Source organism: Rhizobium acaciae (genome assembly GCF_025941625.1).
Classification (GTDB): Bacteria; Pseudomonadota; Alphaproteobacteria; order Rhizobiales; family Rhizobiaceae; genus Rhizobium; species Rhizobium acaciae.
On record NZ_JAPCZO010000002.1, the window covers coordinates 184,097 to 202,103 of the forward strand.

At 60.9% G+C, this 18,007-nt stretch carries 16 protein-coding genes; 3 read left to right on the top strand and 13 right to left on the bottom strand.

Going from position 1 to position 18,007, the window contains the following annotated elements; all coding sequences use genetic code 11:
• Positions 1 to 131: 131 nt before the first annotated feature.
• From OLZ32_RS04650 to OLZ32_RS04665, 4 genes are all read right to left on the bottom strand, one after another.
• The gene (locus OLZ32_RS04650) at positions 132 to 1,445 is read right to left on the bottom strand and encodes an MFS transporter (protein ID WP_264419757.1); all 1,314 of its coding nucleotides are present in this window, start codon (positions 1,443 to 1,445) and stop codon (positions 132 to 134) included.
• 289 nt (positions 1,446 to 1,734) lie between these two features.
• A complete protein-coding gene (locus tag OLZ32_RS04655; RefSeq protein WP_003548054.1) occupies positions 1,735 to 1,995 on the bottom strand; it encodes a hypothetical protein in 261 nt (86 codons plus the stop codon).
• Between the two features lie 47 nt (positions 1,996 to 2,042).
• Complete coding sequence (locus OLZ32_RS04660; RefSeq protein WP_052635700.1) at positions 2,043 to 2,831, bottom strand: DNA polymerase III subunit epsilon; 789 nt, start codon at positions 2,829 to 2,831, stop codon at positions 2,043 to 2,045.
• Between the two features lie 416 nt (positions 2,832 to 3,247).
• Positions 3,248 to 3,916 (bottom strand): hypothetical protein, encoded by a 669-nt coding sequence (locus OLZ32_RS04665; protein ID WP_003548057.1) that lies wholly within the window; start codon positions 3,914 to 3,916, stop codon positions 3,248 to 3,250.
• A 342-nt stretch (positions 3,917 to 4,258) separates the two neighbouring features.
• On the opposite strand from OLZ32_RS04665, the gene OLZ32_RS04670 reads away from it, so the two are divergent.
• Positions 4,259 to 7,549 carry a GH36-type glycosyl hydrolase domain-containing protein gene (locus OLZ32_RS04670; protein WP_264419760.1) on the top strand — a complete coding sequence of 1,097 codons (3,291 nt, stop codon included), beginning with the start codon at positions 4,259 to 4,261 and terminating at the stop codon, positions 7,547 to 7,549.
• A gap of 25 nt (positions 7,550 to 7,574) precedes the next feature.
• Here the strand turns inward: OLZ32_RS04670 and OLZ32_RS04675 are convergent, their stop codons facing one another.
• From OLZ32_RS04675 to OLZ32_RS04715, 9 genes are all read right to left on the bottom strand, one after another.
• Positions 7,575 to 8,315 (bottom strand): FadR/GntR family transcriptional regulator, encoded by a 741-nt coding sequence (locus OLZ32_RS04675; RefSeq protein WP_264419762.1) that lies wholly within the window; start codon positions 8,313 to 8,315, stop codon positions 7,575 to 7,577.
• Positions 8,316 to 8,536: 221 nt separating this feature from the next.
• Positions 8,537 to 9,301, bottom strand: coding sequence for a 2-dehydro-3-deoxy-D-gluconate 5-dehydrogenase KduD (gene kduD / locus OLZ32_RS04680; protein ID WP_319641101.1), 765 nt, complete (start codon positions 9,299 to 9,301; stop codon positions 8,537 to 8,539).
• Positions 9,298 to 10,134 (bottom strand): 5-dehydro-4-deoxy-D-glucuronate isomerase, encoded by an 837-nt coding sequence (gene kduI / locus OLZ32_RS04685; RefSeq protein ID WP_264419764.1) that lies wholly within the window; start codon positions 10,132 to 10,134, stop codon positions 9,298 to 9,300. The genes kduD and kduI overlap by 4 nt, the downstream gene beginning before the upstream one ends.
• 625 nt (positions 10,135 to 10,759) lie before the next feature.
• Entirely contained in the window at positions 10,760 to 10,906 is a 147-nt protein-coding gene (locus OLZ32_RS04690) for a DUF1127 domain-containing protein (RefSeq protein WP_003548073.1), read from the bottom strand.
• 183 nt (positions 10,907 to 11,089) lie between these two features.
• A complete protein-coding gene (locus OLZ32_RS04695) occupies positions 11,090 to 12,070 on the bottom strand; it encodes a 3'-5' exonuclease (protein ID WP_264419766.1) in 981 nt (326 codons plus the stop codon).
• A gap of 94 nt (positions 12,071 to 12,164) precedes the next feature.
• Positions 12,165 to 13,544, bottom strand: coding sequence for a sensor histidine kinase (locus tag OLZ32_RS04700; protein WP_264419768.1), 1,380 nt, complete (start codon positions 13,542 to 13,544; stop codon positions 12,165 to 12,167).
• Positions 13,541 to 14,215, bottom strand: coding sequence for a response regulator transcription factor (locus tag OLZ32_RS04705; protein WP_264419771.1), 675 nt, complete (start codon positions 14,213 to 14,215; stop codon positions 13,541 to 13,543). Before OLZ32_RS04705 ends, OLZ32_RS04700 begins: the two co-directional genes overlap by 4 nt.
• Positions 14,216 to 14,361: 146 nt before the next feature.
• Positions 14,362 to 14,961 (bottom strand): class I SAM-dependent methyltransferase, encoded by a 600-nt coding sequence (locus OLZ32_RS04710; protein WP_264419773.1) that lies wholly within the window; start codon positions 14,959 to 14,961, stop codon positions 14,362 to 14,364.
• 96 nt (positions 14,962 to 15,057) lie between these two features.
• A complete protein-coding gene (locus OLZ32_RS04715; RefSeq protein WP_264419775.1) occupies positions 15,058 to 15,948 on the bottom strand; it encodes a haloalkane dehalogenase in 891 nt (296 codons plus the stop codon).
• Between OLZ32_RS04715 and OLZ32_RS04720 the strand changes: the two genes are divergently transcribed.
• Together OLZ32_RS04720 and OLZ32_RS04725 are read left to right on the top strand one after the other, a co-directional pair.
• Positions 15,949 to 16,461: a MarR family winged helix-turn-helix transcriptional regulator gene (locus tag OLZ32_RS04720; RefSeq protein ID WP_264419777.1), complete on the top strand. Its 513-nt coding sequence runs from the start codon at positions 15,949 to 15,951 to the stop codon at positions 16,459 to 16,461.
• Between the two features lie 63 nt (positions 16,462 to 16,524).
• Positions 16,525 to 17,787 carry a flavin monoamine oxidase family protein gene (locus tag OLZ32_RS04725; RefSeq protein WP_264419779.1) on the top strand — a complete coding sequence of 421 codons (1,263 nt, stop codon included), beginning with the start codon at positions 16,525 to 16,527 and terminating at the stop codon, positions 17,785 to 17,787.
• Positions 17,788 to 18,007 lie beyond the last annotated feature (220 nt).

Here is an 18,007-nt window from a genome sequence, read left to right on the forward strand (position 1 = left end):
ACTATTGAAAAACCTGGAGACGAGACTGCAATGGTGCCACCAGCTGTCAGTCTTCGCCACAAAAAATCTATTCTGCGACAAGGTCGGAACCCTACCCTCCGCCATTCTGAGATGGAGGCCACCGCATCGGTCTAGGCCAGCGTAGCACTGCGTGTCTCTGCATCGATGAAATAGGCTGCGGCACCTGCCAACAGCAGCAAAACAGCGAAAATCCCGATGACCAGGCCGAAATCTTTAGTCACAAAAAGACCGATCAACGATGGCGCAAGCAGCCCTCCAAGCCGAGCCATAGCACCGGCGGCACCCATCCCGGTTGCCCTGGACGCAGTAGGATAAAGCTCTGGCGTATAGGCGTAGAGTGCACCCCACGTACCAAGTAGCGCGAAACTCATGATTAGCAGTGACGACGCTACCAAGAGTGCGGATGAGCCGACGACGAACAAAATGGATCCCATCGCGGAAAGGATGCAAAATGCCACAAGCGTTGGACGCCGCCCCCACTTTTCGACGCCGTAGGCAGCGAGCGCATATCCAGGAAGCTGGGCAAGCGCGATCAGCACAAGAAAACCGTAGCCTCGAACGAAGCCAAAGCCGTCCCCGGCAAGTTTCGGAGGTATCCAAGTGAAGACACCATAGTAAGAAATGGACACCAGAAACCAAACCGCCAGGATCAATAGGGTTCGACGCCGCAGAGCGTGGGAGAATATTCCGATACTACGCGTCGGTGTCGCAGGCGCGATGTCAACCTCTTGCCCCAGAGCACTGCGGCCATTCACCACGGCCATCCGGTCGATGATCGCTTTTGCTTCTCCACCCCTTCCCTGGCGCAGAAGATAGAGCGGCGATTCCGGCACGAAAAACCGCAGACCGAAACCGATAATCGCCGGGAGCGCTGTTACGGCAAAGATCAATCGCCAGGCTTCGGCCACGTTCCAGAGACTGAGCAGCCAGGCTGCAAGTGCGACAACCAGGGTTCCGACGGCCCAGAAACCCTCCAGCAGCACCAGCCACCTGCCTCGGTTCTTCGCCGGTAGGAATTCGGCCATCATCGCATAGTCCACCGGCAACGTCCCGCCGACTGCCGCACCGGTCAGGAAGCGCATGAACAGGAGGAACGTGAAGTCCGGCGCGAAAATTGACAGCGTGCCAAAGACGGCATCACAGGAGACAGTCGCGATCAGAACGCCGCGACGGCCGATCCTATCGGCAAGCCTACCAAATCCCATTGCGCCCAGAAACATGCCAAGGAAAAACACCGTGCCCGTCTGAAGCGCCTGCGGCACCGTTAGTTCGAAGCTCGTGGCGATCGAAGCCGCAGTGAAGCCCACCGCGATGACCTGCATGGCGTCAGCAGCCCAGACCAAGCCGAAGACGGCCATCAGCCGTCCCTGATATCGTCCTGCCCCCGCGTGGTTGAGTGCATCGTCGATTGTGATTGTGGTCATTTGTTTTCCATACCCGGCTGCCGTGGTCCGCTCATAGCGCATTCAGCCCAAAAGATCACAGCCGCAAGCCGCGATGGCCATTTGCCAGCTTTACCTGGGCGTTTTATGACCTTCTGCAAGGTGATCCGTTCGTACATCTGATCTGAAGCTTAAGGCCGGAGCCTGAGAGGCCGCTGCTAAGGTTGGGAGGAGCTCCTCGGTGTTTAAGCTCTGCAGATGAACGGTTAACTTGGCGAATGGCTAGAAATCCTCAGCCGTGCCGAGCCCATGGCGCTATTGCCCATTCGACCTACGATTTCGGCTTAAAGAACCTATCGGCTTCCTTCATCGCATCCTGCGCCGAGCCGTACAGCGCGCTTACGGCATCGCGCATTTCAACAAACGCCTGCATGGTTCGTGGCGAAATGTAATCGCCTCTTGCTTCAGCATTGAGCCGCAAAGCTCTCTCGCAATCGGCGGCAATTCTATCCAGCTCCGGGGAAACCCGATAGAGCCGTTCCAAGATGGCGTCGATGTCACCCTTGGCGCGTTCAGACATTCGTTCTGCCATCAAACCCTCACTGCTGTGTTCTTTCCCCTGCAGGAGCCGAAGAATTCCTAAAGCAGTGTTCCCTGCTCGGCTTCGTCAGCCACTTTTACGTCCGCGTCGCCGCGGCGGCGAAGTTCCGTCTCCGCGCTGAAGCGGACGTCGGCATCCCGATCGCAAGCGAACGCCTGCAATGCCGCACTATCCAGCCGATCCCAGCTTTTGCCACGCTCGGGGCCCGAAGGTACTCGTGGCAAAAGACCCGGCTCGCTGCTCCATTTCACCAGTTGCTCGAAGGTGGATTCATTCAACATGTCCCGCAAATGATGTGCGGTTACGTACGCATCGGGCATTGCGCGGTGGGCGGGAAGGCCAATCGCGTGTACCAGTCCCTCGGGCATACGCAGATACCGCAGCATCTGGTTGGAGAACCTCGGCAGTTCAGGCCACAGCCGAAGCGCGCATTTCCACGTACATATCCAAGCCGCTCCGCCGGCAAATCTGGGGGTGCAGTAGCGCTGCTCGAAACTTGCCCTATGTGCAGCCAGTGCGACCACTCCACCTTCCGGCCGTAAGACGCTGGAGGCGATTTCTTTCCAAAAAGGTGCTGTCGCGACCTCCGCGTCCACGATGTGATGTATTGCCATCGTGTCAGGAGAGATCGGTCGCCCTGGATTTATAAGCAATGATCCGCGCTCATCATCAACCCGCCATCCCCCGTCATGACCAAGCACGACGTCCTGCCAGCCGATCTCGCAAACATCATTCGGGCCATTCCCGGCTGTTTCGAGGTCAACGACTCGGATGCGAGATGCATGATCTACAGGTTTTGATAGGATACCACTGCTCTCAATCAACATATTTAGCTATTTCGGCCCAGTGCCGTAAAAGTCCAGATATCACTCGGATACGATGCGACAGGCTTGCTGACGATTGTCGACACGCTAAAGCTATCACCATGGCCCATTTAAGATTTCAGGTAGCGAAGAATTCGGCCGACTAGTATTGGTCGGTGATCGACATTTTCATGGGATGGCCGTCCGCAGACAAAAAAAGAGGGCCGACGGAGAACCGTGGCCCATTAATTGTGAAGGTATCAACCTCCAGAGGGGAACAGCTGAAACGACGGAACTGGGAGGAAGGCCGTCGTGTATGCATCAGCTGTGAACACTATGCTCCTTTTTTGACCAGTTGGAAAACATTTTTTGTGCAATGCAGCTATGCAATGGCGGATCATCCAGCCGAAGGTAGTCCGTGTCAGAGGTTTCGCTTGATTTTACTCGGCGTCGTCGTTTGCCTTTGGGAACAGTTGCAGCACATTTGACCCACTCGGGTGCGCGAGAGTGCGCGCCTTTGGGTGCCGCGAGCTGTTTTCTCCAGCCTTTTGGATAGCTGAAACGAGACCTTCCCGCCGGCGATAATATTCTGGCTTGGCAGGCAGGGTGAGGTCAAACTCTTCAAGCATACGCTCAATAATGTCCATCGCTTCAGCCGCCAGACCAGCATAACCTTCTTGGCGTCGCTCGAAGAAGCCATCGTATCCGGGCCTGGAAAGGTCGAGACTATCCAACGCATAAGAAAGGGTCTTCACTCGGTTCGACAACCACAAAATTTCTTCTGAAAGCTCGGTATTAAAAAGCCCCCAGTTTGCGTCCTGCGGAAGTGCAAGGGTTGGATCGCGAACGTGAAATGCGAATTCGCCTTCATCCATAGGATTGAATTCGGGCATGTCGTGAACGGCCGCATAGCTGGCTCCGACAAAATCGTCCAGGGCCAGCACCGTCAGCATCGCTAGGTTTCTAACCTCGGCTTTCGGGCGCCGGTTGATCCCAGACTTCGCAAGTCGAATGACGATGGGAAGCAAGGACCCAGCGGCTAAACCGCCAGCGCCGATGAAAGCCCCCATTGCCATGATCCCTTGAGTGGTTTCGAAGAACTGCGTCAATAGTCACCTCGTTGAATGGAGCTGCGAGTTGCGTCAAGAAGCACGCACAGACGGAATCAGCGCTTTCCGTCCCAGTTTGCCTTGAAGTTAAATGATAGGGAACTCCGTTCCGGCCTATGGCGCCATTGAGCAACCTGACGGCATCATCGTCACCGGCGACCACAGTTCCTTTGAAGCCTTGGCAATGACCTCTCGGTGCAACGATCGAATTGGAATATCAAGTGATATCGACTGGCCTGGCTTTCAAGGACCTAATCGAGAACCGGCGCTAGTGGTAAGATTTCTCTCAACCATTTTGCGTCATCCTCCAGTTCCCTTCTGAAGCCAATCGACGAGATCTCAATGGCCACGGACCTTACGCGCAGTTTTCAAATGCCCCGACGCGACGAGCTTGGCCTCTTCACGATCAGCAACGGTTCCGGCCTGTCGATATCGGCCTTGCCGAACGGCACCCTATTTGCCATCGAATACGCCGACGACAAGGGATCGGTGCAGATCAACCAGATCCAGGGCTCGCCGCTCGCCGGCGGCGTCGGTCGCCTTTATCTGCGCATCGGAGGCGCCGCGCCCGAGGTGGTGGAGCTTGTCGGGCCTCGCGCTAACGGCAGCTTCGGGCACGATGCGACGAGCCTCTCCTGGAGCGGCAAAGCAGGCGATATCGGCTACAATGTCCGCCTCGAGCTTCATCCCTCCGAAACGGCCTGGTTCTGGCGTGCCTCCATCCGGCATCTGAAGGATGGGACGCTGCCGGTCGATCTGGTGCTGATCCAGGACGTCGGTCTCGGCGATCGCGGCTTCCTGATGAACAGTGAAGCCTATGCATCGCAATATGTCGATCATCATATCGCCGATCACGAGACATTCGGCCCTGTCGTAATGAACCGGCAAAATCTCAAGACGTCGGGCGCCCGCAACCCCTGGCTCGCGCAGGGCTGCCTCGATGGGGCGGCTGCCTATGCCACGGATGCGATCCAGCTGGTGCAGGCGAGCGACCGCCTCGACGACTTGCTGGTCGGGCCTTTCGGCACCAGCCTGCCGAGCAAACGGCGGCAGCAGGAGACGGCATGCCCCGCCATTCAGTCGAAATCGCTTTCTGTGCCGGCGACCGGCGCGACCACGACCTTCTTTGCCGTGTTCGCCGCCGATCATCCCGAGGCGTCGAAGGATGCCGACCTTTCACGGCTTGACGAGCTCGCGGCGACAGACAGTGCGCCCGCCGATATCGAGGAGGTCGCGCCGGTCCGCAGCCTGCTCCAGGATGCTGCTTTGCTGAAGGCCGAGGCGCTGGACAAAAAGGCGATCGGCAAGCTATATCCGGAGCGGAGCCTGGAAGAGCGGGTCGACGGAAAGCTTCTTTCGTTTTTCGTCTCCGATGATGGGGTTCTGAACCGTCATGTGGTCCTGCGCGACAAGGAGCTGATTGTGGCGCGCCGTCACGGCGCGATCGTCAGAAGCGGTGAGAACATGCTGCTCGACGATACGACGCTTGCCGCGACCTGCTGGATGCAGGGCATTTTCGCGGCCCAGCTGACGATCGGCAATACGTCCTTTCACAAGCTCTTTTCCGCCTCCCGTGACCCCTACAATCTGACCCGCGCCAGTGGGCTTCGCATCATGGCGGATGTCGGCGCCGGCTGGCAGCTTCTGGCGGTGCCGTCGGCTTTCGAAATGGGGCTCAGCGATTGCCGCTGGATCTATCGCCTCCCCGAACGCACAATCATCGTGTCGGCGGTCGCCTCCGGCGAGGATGCGGCGATGCAGTGGACCGTCTCTGTCGAGGGCAAGCCGTGCCGCTTCCTGGTGTTTGGTCATGTCGTGCTCGGCGAGCGCGAATATGACGTGGGCGGGCAGATCGAACTCTATCCGTCGGGCAAACGCATTCTTTTCCGACCGGACCCGGCCTGGCTCTGGGGCGAGCGTTATCCCGATGCCGGCTATTGGCTGGTGAGTTCGACGCCCGATGCCATCGAAGAAATCGGCGGCGACGAACTGCTCTACAGTGATGGGGTAACACGCAACGGTGCCTTTGTGGCGCTCCGATCCCTGATGACGCAGGCGCTCTCTTTCGCCGTCGTCGGCTCGATGACCGATGCGGCGGAAGCCGAGCGACTGGCGCAGCGTTATGAGGCCGGCGTCACCGATGAAGCCATGCTTGCGCCGGCATCGACATTCTGGCGGAACGCCGTGCGCGGCCTGACGATCGCCAGCACGGCGCCCGACCTTGCCGCGCAGACGACCCTCCTGCCGTGGCTGGCGCACGATGCGATCGTGCATCTGAGCGTACCACACGGCCTCGAGCAATATACGGGTGCCGCCTGGGGCACACGCGACGCATGCCAGGGGCCGATCGAATTCCTGCTCGCCTACGAGCATGACCGCGAAGCCAAGGAGGTGCTGAAGACCGTCTTCAGCGAACAATATCTGGAAAAAGGTGACTGGCCGCAATGGTTCATGCTGGAGCCCTATGCCAACATCCGGGCAGGCGATAGTCACGGCGATATCGTCGTCTGGCCGTTGAAGGCGCTCTGCGACTATATCGAAGCCACCGGCGATCTCGACATCCTCGACGAGAAAGTCTCCTGGCGCGACGAAAAGACGATGGCCAGGGCGCCGGAGCTCGACACCATCGCGATCCATGTCGAGAAGCTGCTCGAGACCGTTCGCGAAGCTTTCATCCCTGGAACGCATCTGATCCGCTATGGCGAGGGAGACTGGAACGATTCCCTGCAGCCGGCCGATCCGCATCTGCGCGACTGGATGGTCAGCAGCTGGACCGTTGCCCTGCTCTACGAGCAGATCGTCCGTTATTCGGCGATCCTGCGCCGCCTCGGCCATGGCGACAAGGCCAAGGGCTTGAGGAAGATCGCAACCGCGATGCGCCGGGATTTCAACCGCCATCTCGTGCGTGACGGCGTCGTTGCCGGCTACGGTATCTTCGATCCCAGCCATGACGGCGTCGAATTGCTGCTGCACCCGAGCGACCAGCGCACCGGCCTGCATTTTTCGCTGATCTCGATGACGCAGGCGATGCTTGGCGGGCTGTTCACGCCGGCTCAGAGACGCGATCATATGAAGCTGATTAAAGAGCATCTGCTCTTCCCCGACGGCGTGCGCCTGATAGAGAAGCCCGCGACCTATGCCGGCGGCCCCGAGACGCTGTTTCGCCGCGCCGAATCCTCCTCCTTCTTCGGTCGCGAGATCGGGCTGATGTATGTGCATGCGCATCTGCGATATTGCGAGACGTTGGCGCTCCAAGCCGAGGCGGAAGAGCTCTGGAAGGCGATCGCCGTCGTCAATCCGATTTCAGTCACATCAGCGCTGCCGCATGCATCGCTGCGCCAGCGCAATACCTATTTCAGCAGCAGCGATGCAGCTTTCCATGACCGCTATCAGGCAACGGCCGAATGGGAACGCGTCAAGGCGGGAGAGATCGCCGTCGACGGCGGATGGCGGATCTATTCAAGCGGCCCGGGGCTCTACACCAGGAGCTTCGTCGAAAATATCCTCGGCTTCAAACGGCGCTTCGGCCGGCGCAAACGCAAACCGCTTCTGCCCGCGATCCACGCTTCTGTCGATCTGCAAACCGACCACGCCGCCTGGCGGCGGCTGATGAAGTTGAAGCCTGAGGTGTGAAGCGGGGGCGCCATGCACTGCGGTATTATGCGGTAGCGTCGCGCAACTCTTCGAAGCGCGCGGCGCTCTTCGACAGGTGGCTTCGGATGGCGCGGCGCGCAGCAAGCTCGTCTCGGTCGCGGATCGCCGCGAATATGGCATGGTGTTCCCTGCGCATGCGCGCCGCATGACGCTTGCGCTCGGCTGATGTCATCTTGTCCAAGCGCGCCCATTGCCGCGGCACCATGATGTTGCCGAACGTGTCGAAGAGGCGGCCGTAATAGGAGTTTTGCGTTGCGACCAGGATGGATCTGTGGAAGGCGTAGTCCTCTTGCGCGCCATATCCACCCTCCTCGAGCGCCTTGTCGAGGGCATCGAGACGGTCCTGCATGCGGTCGATGTCCTCCTGCGTGCGCCGCAGCGCGGCAAGACCGGCGGCTTCGTATTCGATCCCCATGCGCAGCTCCAGCACGCGCAGAACCTCGCCGATCGACTGCAGGTCGTTGGGAATGATCGAGAAGGATCTCGGCGTCGGATCATTCGAGACGAAAGCCCCAAGGCCTTGCCGCGTGGTGATCAACCCCTTTGCGCGCAGCGCGGCGAGCGCTTCGCGAACGATCGTCCGGCTGACGCCGGTCGCCGTCATGATCGCCTGCTCGGTCGGCAGGCGCTGGCCGGGCTTCAGGTCACCGGACTCGATTTGCGCCGTCAACATATCGGCAAGGTTGCTGCGCAGGTTCGGCGCCTGCTGAATGGTATTGAAGACCGCGTTGTCCTTGTCTGCCATCCTGTTTCGAAATCCTGGTGTCGAGGCGGCTGCGCCGACCCCGTTTCCTGTTCGCATTCCGCATCCACGCCGATGCGGTGGGCAGCGGTGCTAAAGCGCGCAGCGATCTTTCAGATTACCTCCCCGCGCTTTAGGTCTTTGTTTTTATACATGTCGTTACCGCAAAACCGCATCACACTTTTGCGCGACATGCTTCAGGCCTGATCGGTTGGTGGGACCGATCAGCGCGCCAGCCAACCGCCATCGACGGGCAGGACCGTTCCATGCACGTAGTCGGATGCCGACGATGCCAGGAATACGGCCGCACCGCCGAGTTCGGACGGCGTTCCCCAGCGCCCGGCCGGGATGCGGGCAAGGATGGCGGCATTGCGGTCGGCATCCTCGCGCAGCGCCGTGGTGTTGTTGGTCACGAAGTAACCGGGGGCGATGGCGTTGACGTTGACGCCCTTGCCGGCCCATTCGCAGGCCAGCAGCTTGGTCAGTCCGGCGAGGCCGCTTTTCGAGGCAGTATAAGACGGGATCCGGATGCCGCCCTGGAAGGAGAGCAGCGAGGCGATGTTGATGATCTTGCCCCTGCCCTTGTCGACCATGTGGCGGCCGGCGGCCTGCGACAGGAAGAAGGCGGTCTTCAGGTTGACGTCGATCACCGCGTCCCAGTCTTCCTCGGTGAAGTCGAGCGCATCGGCGCGGCGGATGATGCCGGCATTGTTGACGAGGATGTCGAGACCGCCGAAGGTCTGGATGGTCTCCGTGACGATCCCCTTGACCGGCTCGATGCTGGCAAGATCGGCCTTGACGACATGGAAGCGGCTACCCGCTTCCTTCACCAGCGCTTCGGTTTCGTCCATCGAGGAGCGCCCGACGGCGACGATCGACGCACCGGCCTGCGCCAACGCTGCCGCGATGGCCTGGCCGAGCCCTGTATTGGCGCCGGTGACGACAGCAACCCGGCCGGAAAGGTCGAAGGGATTTGCCACGATGTTCACCTCAGATCCGCAATGGCGATATGGTCCATGTCGGTGAAGCTCTTATTGTCGCCGGCCATCGCCCAGATGAAGCTGTAGTTCTTGGTGCCGGCGCCCGAATGGATCGACCAGGGCGGCGAGATGACGGCCTGTTCGTTGGCGACAAGCATATGCCGGGTCTGCTGCGGCTCGCCCATGAAGTGGAAGACACGCTGCTCCGCTTCCAGATCGAAATAGAGATAGGCTTCCATGCGGCGGTCATGCGTATGGGCCGGCATGGTGTTCCAGACGCTGCCCGGCTCGATCATGGTGAAGCCCAGCGTGAGTTGGCAGGACTGGCAAACGTCCGGATGGATGAACTGATAGATGGACCGCTTGTTGGCCGTTGCGGCTTCGCCCGGCGTCAGGTGACGGGCCTTTTCGCGGGTGAGCAACACGGTCGGGTGCGTTTGATGCGCTGGCGTCGAGACCAGATAGAACTTTGCCGGATTGGCCGCATCCGCGCTCTCGAACCTGATGTCCTTGGCACCCTTGCCGACATAGAGGCAATCATATTTGGCAAGATCGTAGTTCGTGCCGTCGACGATGATGCGGCCGGCACCACCGATGTTCAGGGCGCCGAGTTCACGCTCGGCAAGGAAGGTTTCCTGTCCGATCGCCGTCGGCGCCGTCAGCGTCAGCCCGGGGGCGAGCGGCGTCGCGCCACCGATGACCATCCGGTCGTAATGCGAATATGTGAGCCGGATCTCGCCGCTCGCGAAGACGGTTTCCACCAGAAAGTGACGCCGCAGCGTCTCCGTGTCGAAATCACGCACGGCCCCGGGATGGGAGGCGTGCCTCACGTCGATCTGCATGTCAATTTTCCTTCCGCTTCATTGTCGCTACGGGTCGTCGCTATTGCGGGAGCCGATCTTATCCGGCCTGTTCCGCCGCGGCGGTATCCATCCGGTTACATAGTTGTACGACAAGTTTGGTGTCAACAGGTTTGTCGGTGCGCGCTTGAGGAGACGCAAGGCCCGCAAGAGCACGAGAGAAAATCTGGGAATGGACAGGAGAATTTCCGGAGATGATGACGCCATCATCAAGCGATGATCGCAAGCGGCCGTTCTTGGCGCGATCCAGCGGTGCTATCGGCCAAAACGAAAAAGCCTGCCGCGGGAGGAGGTGCGGCAGGCTTTCGTAAAAAACCGAACGACAGCTGGGAGGAGGAGTGCTGTCATTCCACAGACGACCCTGGGAGGAGGATGGGGCGCCTGTACATCGAAGGGATGCGGGAGGAGGTGCATCGCTTCGATAGAAATAATCATACTTATTTTTTGCTCAGTTGATAGGCACTTCTTTGCAGGGCAGCTATGCGTTATGCGAAAAGCGGGAGGCTCGATCTCATGGTCCAACTGCCGGAAGCACAAAAGCAAAGCGCCCGCTCGGGAGGAAGCAGGCGCTGGCATAGTCTTTGAAGATGCTTGGGCTAAGCTGCCGTTAGCGGGCGATGGCTGCGCGGGCGACGTTGCGGATTTCGCTGCGGCCGATGCCGAGGTCGTCCAGTTCGCGTGCGGACATACGACCCAGTTCAGCGACCGTCTGACGATACTTGCGCCAGTTGTTAAAAGAGCGTGCTACGTTCATGATGATCCCCTTTCGTGGGCTTTCGAAGCTTAGCTGCCAGTCCTTGGCGCTTCGTTCGCTTCGATGAGTTGTATATAGTATGAGACATCTGATTATTGCAGCGCCAATGCAACAGTGCACCTATGCGGCGCTTGCATGGGTCGCCATATCGAGTAGCCAATCAGAATCCGAACCGCTTCGCGGTCAGAGTTTGAAGCGATCGAAGGCCGTCAGCCGCACGATCGGCGGCTCCGCCTCGGCCCATCGGTAAATATCCGAGCGCAGATAGGAAAGCTCGTCGCCGAGATCCTCTTCACCGACTTCGATCCACCAGGACTTCAGGCGACCGTCGCTGCCGTCCGACCAGCGGTAACCCCTCGCCTTCAGATGATCCTTCATCTCGAACGGGCTGTGTTCGGCAAAGATGCGGATGCGCGAGCGCTGGCTGGCGCGGTAAAGCTCGGTGAACGGGCTTTCACCGTCGCGCTGCTTCCGATCGAGGATTTCCAGGAGGGCGTGGCAGTCGTCCACGGCGCGATGGCCTTCGTGAAAATAACCGGCCTGGCCGACGAGATAACCGAGCTTCGTGCCCTCGAAGCCGCGGGCGCTCCAGTCGATCTCCGAAACCGAGCATGCCCAGGCCTTGCCGGTGAAAATCTTCGAGAAGGCCTCGCAGAACGGCCGGTCGAAACCGGCATTGTGGGCAATGATCAGGTCCGCCGGCTCGATCAGAGTTCTCAGCGATTGGATATCGATGAGCTGTCCTTCGACCATCGCATCGGTGATACCCGTCAGCCGGGTGATCTCGGGCGGGATCGGCCGGGACGGCTGTTGCAGGCCGCCGTAAATGCCGACGATATCGCCGATCGTGCCGTCATCGTCGAAGGTAAAGGCGACGGCGCCGATTTCGATGATCTCGTCGTTGCGGTGGTTGAGACCGGTGGTCTCCGTATCGAGAATGACGCCGAGCCGCGAAAACCCGGGCCGTCGGACTGACGCAATCGGCCGGGCGGCCAGTTTTCTCAAGATGCGATAGTTGCCGCTCTCTTCGAGCGCCCTCGCCATGTCTTCATCGGAGTGGACGACCGGCTGCGACGGCCGCCGGTGCGATGGACCACGTGCCTTGGCAATCGCGGGCGATGCCTTGGCAAACATGTCGAGTTGCGAATCTCTGTGCACGCTCATCGAATCTCTATGTCACGGAGACGCGATTTAATCCATCGCATGACAACGCCGCGGGTCTTTTCGCGAGGCGCAAGGAACGCTGTAGCACCTTGAGTTATGCAGTCGCCAGATGCGGTGGAGTATCAACGCGTACCGTCTTGTCCGGCGGGAAGCTCAGCCGGCAGACCGCGCCGGGACTGCGGTTGTCGATCGTCACCTCGCCGCCGTGCATGCGCAGGATGTCGCGAACGAGATTGAGGCCGAGGCCGGCGCCGCGTCCGTCGTGATGGCGCTTGAAGAACGGCTCGAATATCCGATCCCGCATATCGGCGGGGATGCCTGGTCCCTCGTCGCTGACCTCGATCCAGTTGCAGCCGGCGGTCAGCGAGATGATACCTTTCCTGCCGCCGTGGTTGATCGCATTCTGCAGGATGTTCATCAGGGCGCGCTGCAGCGCCAGCGGATCGCCCTCGATCTCGCCGGCGCCATCGACATCGAACTGCACCGTATAACCTGCGGCAAAGGCCAGCGGCGCCATCTCGATGATGACCTTCCTCGCCAACTGGCCGAGGTCGACCTTGGTGAACTGGACCTTGCCCTGTTTCAGTCGCTGAAGATCGAGCATCTGCTCGGTGAGAACGGCAAGCCTTGCGGCATCTTCCAAGAGATCCGTCTTGATCGAACTGTGCGGCAGGGATCCAATTCTCGTATTCAGAATGGCGATCGGCGTGCGCAGCTCATGGGCGGCGTCGGTCAGAAACCGTTCCTGCCGCTCATAACCCTCGTCGAGACGGCCGAGCGCGCGGTTGACGGCGTGCACCAGCGGCGCGATCTCTTCCGGAGTATCGGTTTCAGACAGCCGGCCGCCGCGCTGGTCGATATCGATCGTATCGGCCTGGAGCGCGGCCTGATCGATCCCGACCAGCGACCTTCGCACGACGAGCGGCGTCGCGATCAACGCACCCAACGCCATAACCGCGACGATGGGAATGACAATTTTCGCAAGGACCAGCGAAAGCTTGAGCAGGATGAAGGTGGAGGAGTTGGGGCCGTCGGTGCCCGTCAGAAACTGCACCTGTCCCCAATCCGTCGCTACCCACTTCATCAGCGCAGCCTGACGATCGTGGTCGCCGAGATTCAAGCCGAACTTGGCTTGGCCGACATGATCGAGTGTGTTGCCGATTGTGGCATATTCTTCCGGGATCCGGCCTTCGGTCCAAACATGTCCCTGCATGTCGCGAACAGTGTACCAGAGATCGGGCGCCTCCTTGCGCAGCTGTCGCAGATCCTCGGTCTCCCTCAGGCTCAATTCTCCAGTGGGCTGGCGGAAGACGGCCTGGCGCAGGATCTCGATCGTGCCCTCCGTCGATCTAAATTCGGATATCTTGCCAACCGAAATCAGCACGATCATCACCAGGATGAGCACGACCGATTGCACGGCAAGAAGCCGCCAAAACAGGCGCTTGCGCAGCGAATAGGAGCATCGTTTGCTCATGATGCTTCACGCAGGAGATAACCCACGCCCCGGATAACGTTGATGACCACGCCTGCCTGCGATGCTGCCAGCTTGCGCCGCAGCCGCGATATATGAGAATCGAGCGCGTTCGACTGGATCTCGTCGTCGAAGCCGAAGACTGCTTCCATCAAGGCCGGTCGCGGCACCATGCGACCGGCACGGCGCATGAGGCATTCGAGCACCAGCGCCTCCCGGCGCGGCATTTCCAGACGCAGGCCGGAGACGATGATGTCGCAATAGGTCGGATCGAACGAAAGCCGGCCGATCGAGATCAGCGCCGGGCGCAAGGTTTCGGAGCGGCGCATCACGGCACGCAGCCGCGCCAGAAGTTCGTCGAAGACGAAGGGCTTGGCAAGGTAATCGTCGGCGCCGGTCTCAAGGCCGGTGATCCTGTCTGGAACCTCTCCCCTGGCGGTGATGACGATGATTGGCAGCGTCAGCCCCCTTTTGCGGATCTTCGGAATGAGTTCGAGGCCGTCGCCGTCGGGCAGTTGCCGATCCAGGAGGACGGCGTCGTAAGCGCCGTCGCCGATCACCAGTTCGGCGTCATATAGGGTCGAGACGTGGTCCATCACCATGTCGTGCCTAGTGAGCGCCCCTCGGAGCGCCACGGCCATTTGAGGTTCATCCTCGATCAGTAATATGCGCATCTCACATTCCTATCGGGGGCCCATCGGGGGCCTGTCGGGGCCGTCGGACCGTAGGTGGAAACCATATCACCCTCGAGCAAGTCTGCGATGCCTGTCGCGCATCGAATGCCGGATCGCCGCCTCGTAGCAAAGGATCGTATCCGTCATCACGCGCGGCGCTGCTCGATCAATATCATGGGCTGGTACCTGAGGCTGATGCGATAGACCGCGGCCGGCGGGATATTGCGCAACGTCCAGCCGACCCTCGTGGCGACAAGGCCGAGGGAGTCGAGGATTTCGACGGGCACCGGGCATTTCGGCCCGTAGGTGAACTGATAGAAGGCGCCGTGCGGTCTGAGGTTGGAAAAGCAGCCATCGAGCAGCGCCCGCACATCGTCCGGCCGCATGGCAAGAAGCGGAAGCCCGCTGACGACACCACCGAAGAAACTTCTGGAAAGCGCCGTCTTCCAGATCTGCCGCACGTCCAGATGCAGCACCCTGGCGTCGGGAAAGCGATCTTGAAGCAGCGTGGCGAAATCCCGCTCGTATTCGACCAACGTCAGATCGCGCTCTGCAATGCCGCGTTCCAAAAGGGCTGCGGTGAAAACGCCGGTGCCCGGGCCGAGTTCGAGAACCGGCCCGGTCAGCGTAGAAATTTCCTTGGTCAGCAGGCCCGCAAGGCGGGGGCCTGATGGTGTGATCGAGGCGATGCGCAGCGGTGCGCGAAGCCAGGCGAGAAGAAAGCGTCGGCGATCGAAACGTGGCATGGGACCTTCACGGTGGCTGATTGATCCCACCTATGAACCGGCTCAACATTGCAACAGTCTGTCATGACGCAGCCACGGTAACGCAGACGCAGATCTTCATGCCTGAAACGCGACCTTCCGCTGCGCGGCTCTCAGCCCCCTCCTGTCGATCCAGCTTTTGATTGCGGCGGCAATCGCCTCGGGCTGGTCCTCGGGTGCGATATGGCGTGCCGGCCCGCACCCCCTGATCTCCAGGCCCGCGATGTTGTCGCGGCACCACGAAATCATCTCGCTGCCGATCAACAGCGTCTCAGAGGGCCCTTCGAAGGTCAGCAGCAGCTTGGGAACCTCAGGACTGGCGGAAAGCCACCGGTCATAGGCCTCGATCCTGGCGACCACATCGGCTGGCTCGCCGTTGATCGGCATGGCGCGCGGCCATTCCAGCAATGGGCGGCGGCTGTCGCGGTCCGGATAGGGTGCGCGATAGACATTCCAGTCGGCGTCGCTGAGCCCTTTCAGCGTGGTCGCGCGCAAGGCCTGTTCGATGAAGAAATTTTCGTCGAGGACCTTGGCCTCGCCGGTTCCGGCACCCCGTAACAGTTCATAACGCGCCTTTCCGCCGTCTGGCAGATCCTCCCAGCTCATCGGCCGCAGGATGGTTTCCATGAAGGCGATGCCGCGCACTCGCTCGGCGTGGCGCGAGGCCCAGTCGAATGCCAGCGCGCCGCCCCAGTCGTGGCCGACGAGCACGACGCCGTCGAGGCCAAGCGCATCGAACCAGGCGTCGAGATAGGCGATGTGATCGCCATAGCGATAGCCGATATCGGGTTTGCCGGAGCGTCCCATGCCGATGAGATCGGGCGCCAGGCAGCGGCCGGGGCCGATGCCGGGCATGATGTTCCGCCAGAGATGCGATGAGGTGGGATTGCCGTGAAGGAAGACGATCGGGTCGCCCTCCCCCAGTTCCTCGTAGGAGATGAACGAGGTGAGGATATCGATGGTCGGCATATGGAGCTCCACGCTTTCGTGCTATATAGGCAGGCGACTGTCGATCTATCATATAGACAGGCAACTGTCTATATTTCTGTGCGGGGTTTCATGCCGTCTTCTTCCCTTGGCCTGTTGTTGCGTCTGGTCCATCAGCATTGGACACAGGCCGTCGAAGCGGCACTCGATGAGGCCGGCTACGGCGATATCCGCCCGCCGCACGCCAACGTCTTCACTTTCGCGCGGCCGGAGGGCATCCAGGTCAGCGAGCTGACCAAGCTCGCCCGTGTTCGCAAGCAGACGATGACGCAGGCCGTGGAAGAACTCGAGCGCCTGGGTTATGTCGAGCGCCGGCCCGATCCGAACGACCGGCGCGGCCGGCTGGTGTTTCTAACGGAAAAAGGCCAGGGGGTCAGGCCGATAGCGATGGCGGCGGGCCGGCGCGTCGATGAAAGCTGGGCGGCCTTGACCAGCCGGCAGCAGATGGACGATCTGCGGACAGCACTCCGGCGGCTGCTGGAACAGCTGCAATAGCGAAGCGGGCTTGCTTGAGACGACCCTTTCCACTTTAACCGTCGGACGACCGAAGGAAAATACATGCCGGGTGACAACAGCAAGGGCGCCGAAGAGGATGTCGTCATTATCGGCGCGGGTGCCGCCGGCATCGCCGCCGCCCGCCGCCTGCAGGCAATCCGCCCGGATCTCTCCATCCTCCTGCTTGAAGCCGGCGATCGTCTCGGCGGTCGCGCCTGGACGGCCAGCCTGCCTGAAGCCGCCGATATCGGGCTCGATCTCGGCTGCGGCTGGCTGCATGGCGCGCGGACCAATGCCTGGACTGCGATCGCCGGCGAGGTCGGATTGACGGTCGACCGCACACCTGCACCCTGGAACGATGGCGGACGGCGGCTTCAGCGGGATGACGCGGCGGCGCGTGCCGCAAGGCAGGCGATCGGCGCCTATTTCGAGCGCCTTGAGAGCCACGCGGGGAATGACGCAGCCATGGCCGATATGCTCGAGCCGGGCAATCCCTGGAACGGCCAGATCCGGGCGATCGGCACCTACATCACCGGCGCCGAACTGGAGCGGTCGTCGGTCGTCGATTACAACAGATATGATCCCGGCCCTGGCCCTGACTGGCGGGTGCGCGAGGGCTATGGAACGCTGGTCTCGCTCTATGGCAAGCCGGTTCGAGCAAAGCTCGGCACGGAGGTGACGCGCATCGACCATCGTCATGCCGGCCGTATCGGCATCGAGACGAACCAGGGTGTGCTCAGTGCCTGCGCGGTGCTGGTGACGGTTTCGACGAATGTGCTTGCGGCCGGCAAGATCGCCTTCGACCCGCCTTTGCCTGACAAGCTCGAGGCAGCGGCCCAATTACCGCTGGGGCTCGCCGACAAGCTCTTCTTGAGGCTCGCAAGTCGGGAGGCGCTGCCGGCGGACACGCATATGTTGGGCTCTACCCGTCGCGGTGCGACCGGCACCTATCAGCTCCGGCCGTTCGGCGCGCCTGTCGTCGAGGCCTATTTCGCCGGCGACCTCGCGCATGATCTGGAGGGGCAAGGCAGAGAGGCTGCCTTCTCCTTCGCTGGCGATGAACTGGCGGCACATTTCGGCGCGGACATCCGCAAGGAATTGTCGGTGGCCGCAATGTCGGCCTGGGCCGCAGCGCGCCATATCGGCGGCTCCTATTCCTACGCCGAACCCGGCGCCTCCGATCAACGCGGCCGTCTCGCCGCGCCGCATGACGAGCGGATCTTCTTTGCCGGCGAAGCCTGCTCGACGTCGCGCTATTCGACGGCGCACGGCGCCTACGAGACCGGCGTCGCTGCAGCCGATCGGATCGCCGGTTCGTTTTCGTGAAGTCCGGGCCTTCGCCGGCTGCCGCGGCAGGCAGGAATATTTTTTTCTCACTTGGTAGAGCGTGCGGGATTGGTTATGCTCTCCCTCGCCCCTGTGCTCCCAGCCCAGGGCGCTATACGTCATCCGGCGGCAAGCGGCCGCCTCAAGCACAATATTGTCATTGTCATTGATTGCAGGAGCCCCGGCTTCTACCCCGACGTTTGCACGTCGGCTGCGGGTA

What these genes read in the sequence shown, in the direction of transcription:
- OLZ32_RS04650 (WP_264419757.1), bottom strand. Translation starts at nt 1,445, where the DNA reads ATGACCACAATCACAATCGACGATGCACTCAACCACGCGGGGGCAGGA.
- OLZ32_RS04655 (WP_003548054.1), bottom strand. Translation starts at nt 1,995, where the DNA reads ATGGCAGAACGAATGTCTGAACGCGCCAAGGGTGACATCGACGCCATC.
- OLZ32_RS04660 (WP_052635700.1), bottom strand. Translation starts at nt 2,831, where the DNA reads ATGTTGATTGAGAGCAGTGGTATCCTATCAAAACCTGTAGATCATGCA.
- OLZ32_RS04670 (WP_264419760.1), top strand. Translation starts at nt 4,259, where the DNA reads ATGGCCACGGACCTTACGCGCAGTTTTCAAATGCCCCGACGCGACGAG.
- OLZ32_RS04675 (WP_264419762.1), bottom strand. Translation starts at nt 8,315, where the DNA reads ATGGCAGACAAGGACAACGCGGTCTTCAATACCATTCAGCAGGCGCCG.
- kduI (WP_264419764.1), bottom strand. Translation starts at nt 10,134, where the DNA reads ATGCAGATCGACGTGAGGCACGCCTCCCATCCCGGGGCCGTGCGTGAT.
- OLZ32_RS04690 (WP_003548073.1), bottom strand. Translation starts at nt 10,906, where the DNA reads ATGAACGTAGCACGCTCTTTTAACAACTGGCGCAAGTATCGTCAGACG.
- OLZ32_RS04695 (WP_264419766.1), bottom strand. Translation starts at nt 12,070, where the DNA reads ATGAGCGTGCACAGAGATTCGCAACTCGACATGTTTGCCAAGGCATCG.
- OLZ32_RS04700 (WP_264419768.1), bottom strand. Translation starts at nt 13,544, where the DNA reads ATGAGCAAACGATGCTCCTATTCGCTGCGCAAGCGCCTGTTTTGGCGG.
- OLZ32_RS04705 (WP_264419771.1), bottom strand. Translation starts at nt 14,215, where the DNA reads ATGCGCATATTACTGATCGAGGATGAACCTCAAATGGCCGTGGCGCTC.
- OLZ32_RS04710 (WP_264419773.1), bottom strand. Translation starts at nt 14,961, where the DNA reads ATGCCACGTTTCGATCGCCGACGCTTTCTTCTCGCCTGGCTTCGCGCA.
- OLZ32_RS04715 (WP_264419775.1), bottom strand. Translation starts at nt 15,948, where the DNA reads ATGCCGACCATCGATATCCTCACCTCGTTCATCTCCTACGAGGAACTG.
- OLZ32_RS04720 (WP_264419777.1), top strand. Translation starts at nt 15,949, where the DNA reads ATGGAGCTCCACGCTTTCGTGCTATATAGGCAGGCGACTGTCGATCTA.
- OLZ32_RS04725 (WP_264419779.1), top strand. Translation starts at nt 16,525, where the DNA reads ATGCCGGGTGACAACAGCAAGGGCGCCGAAGAGGATGTCGTCATTATC.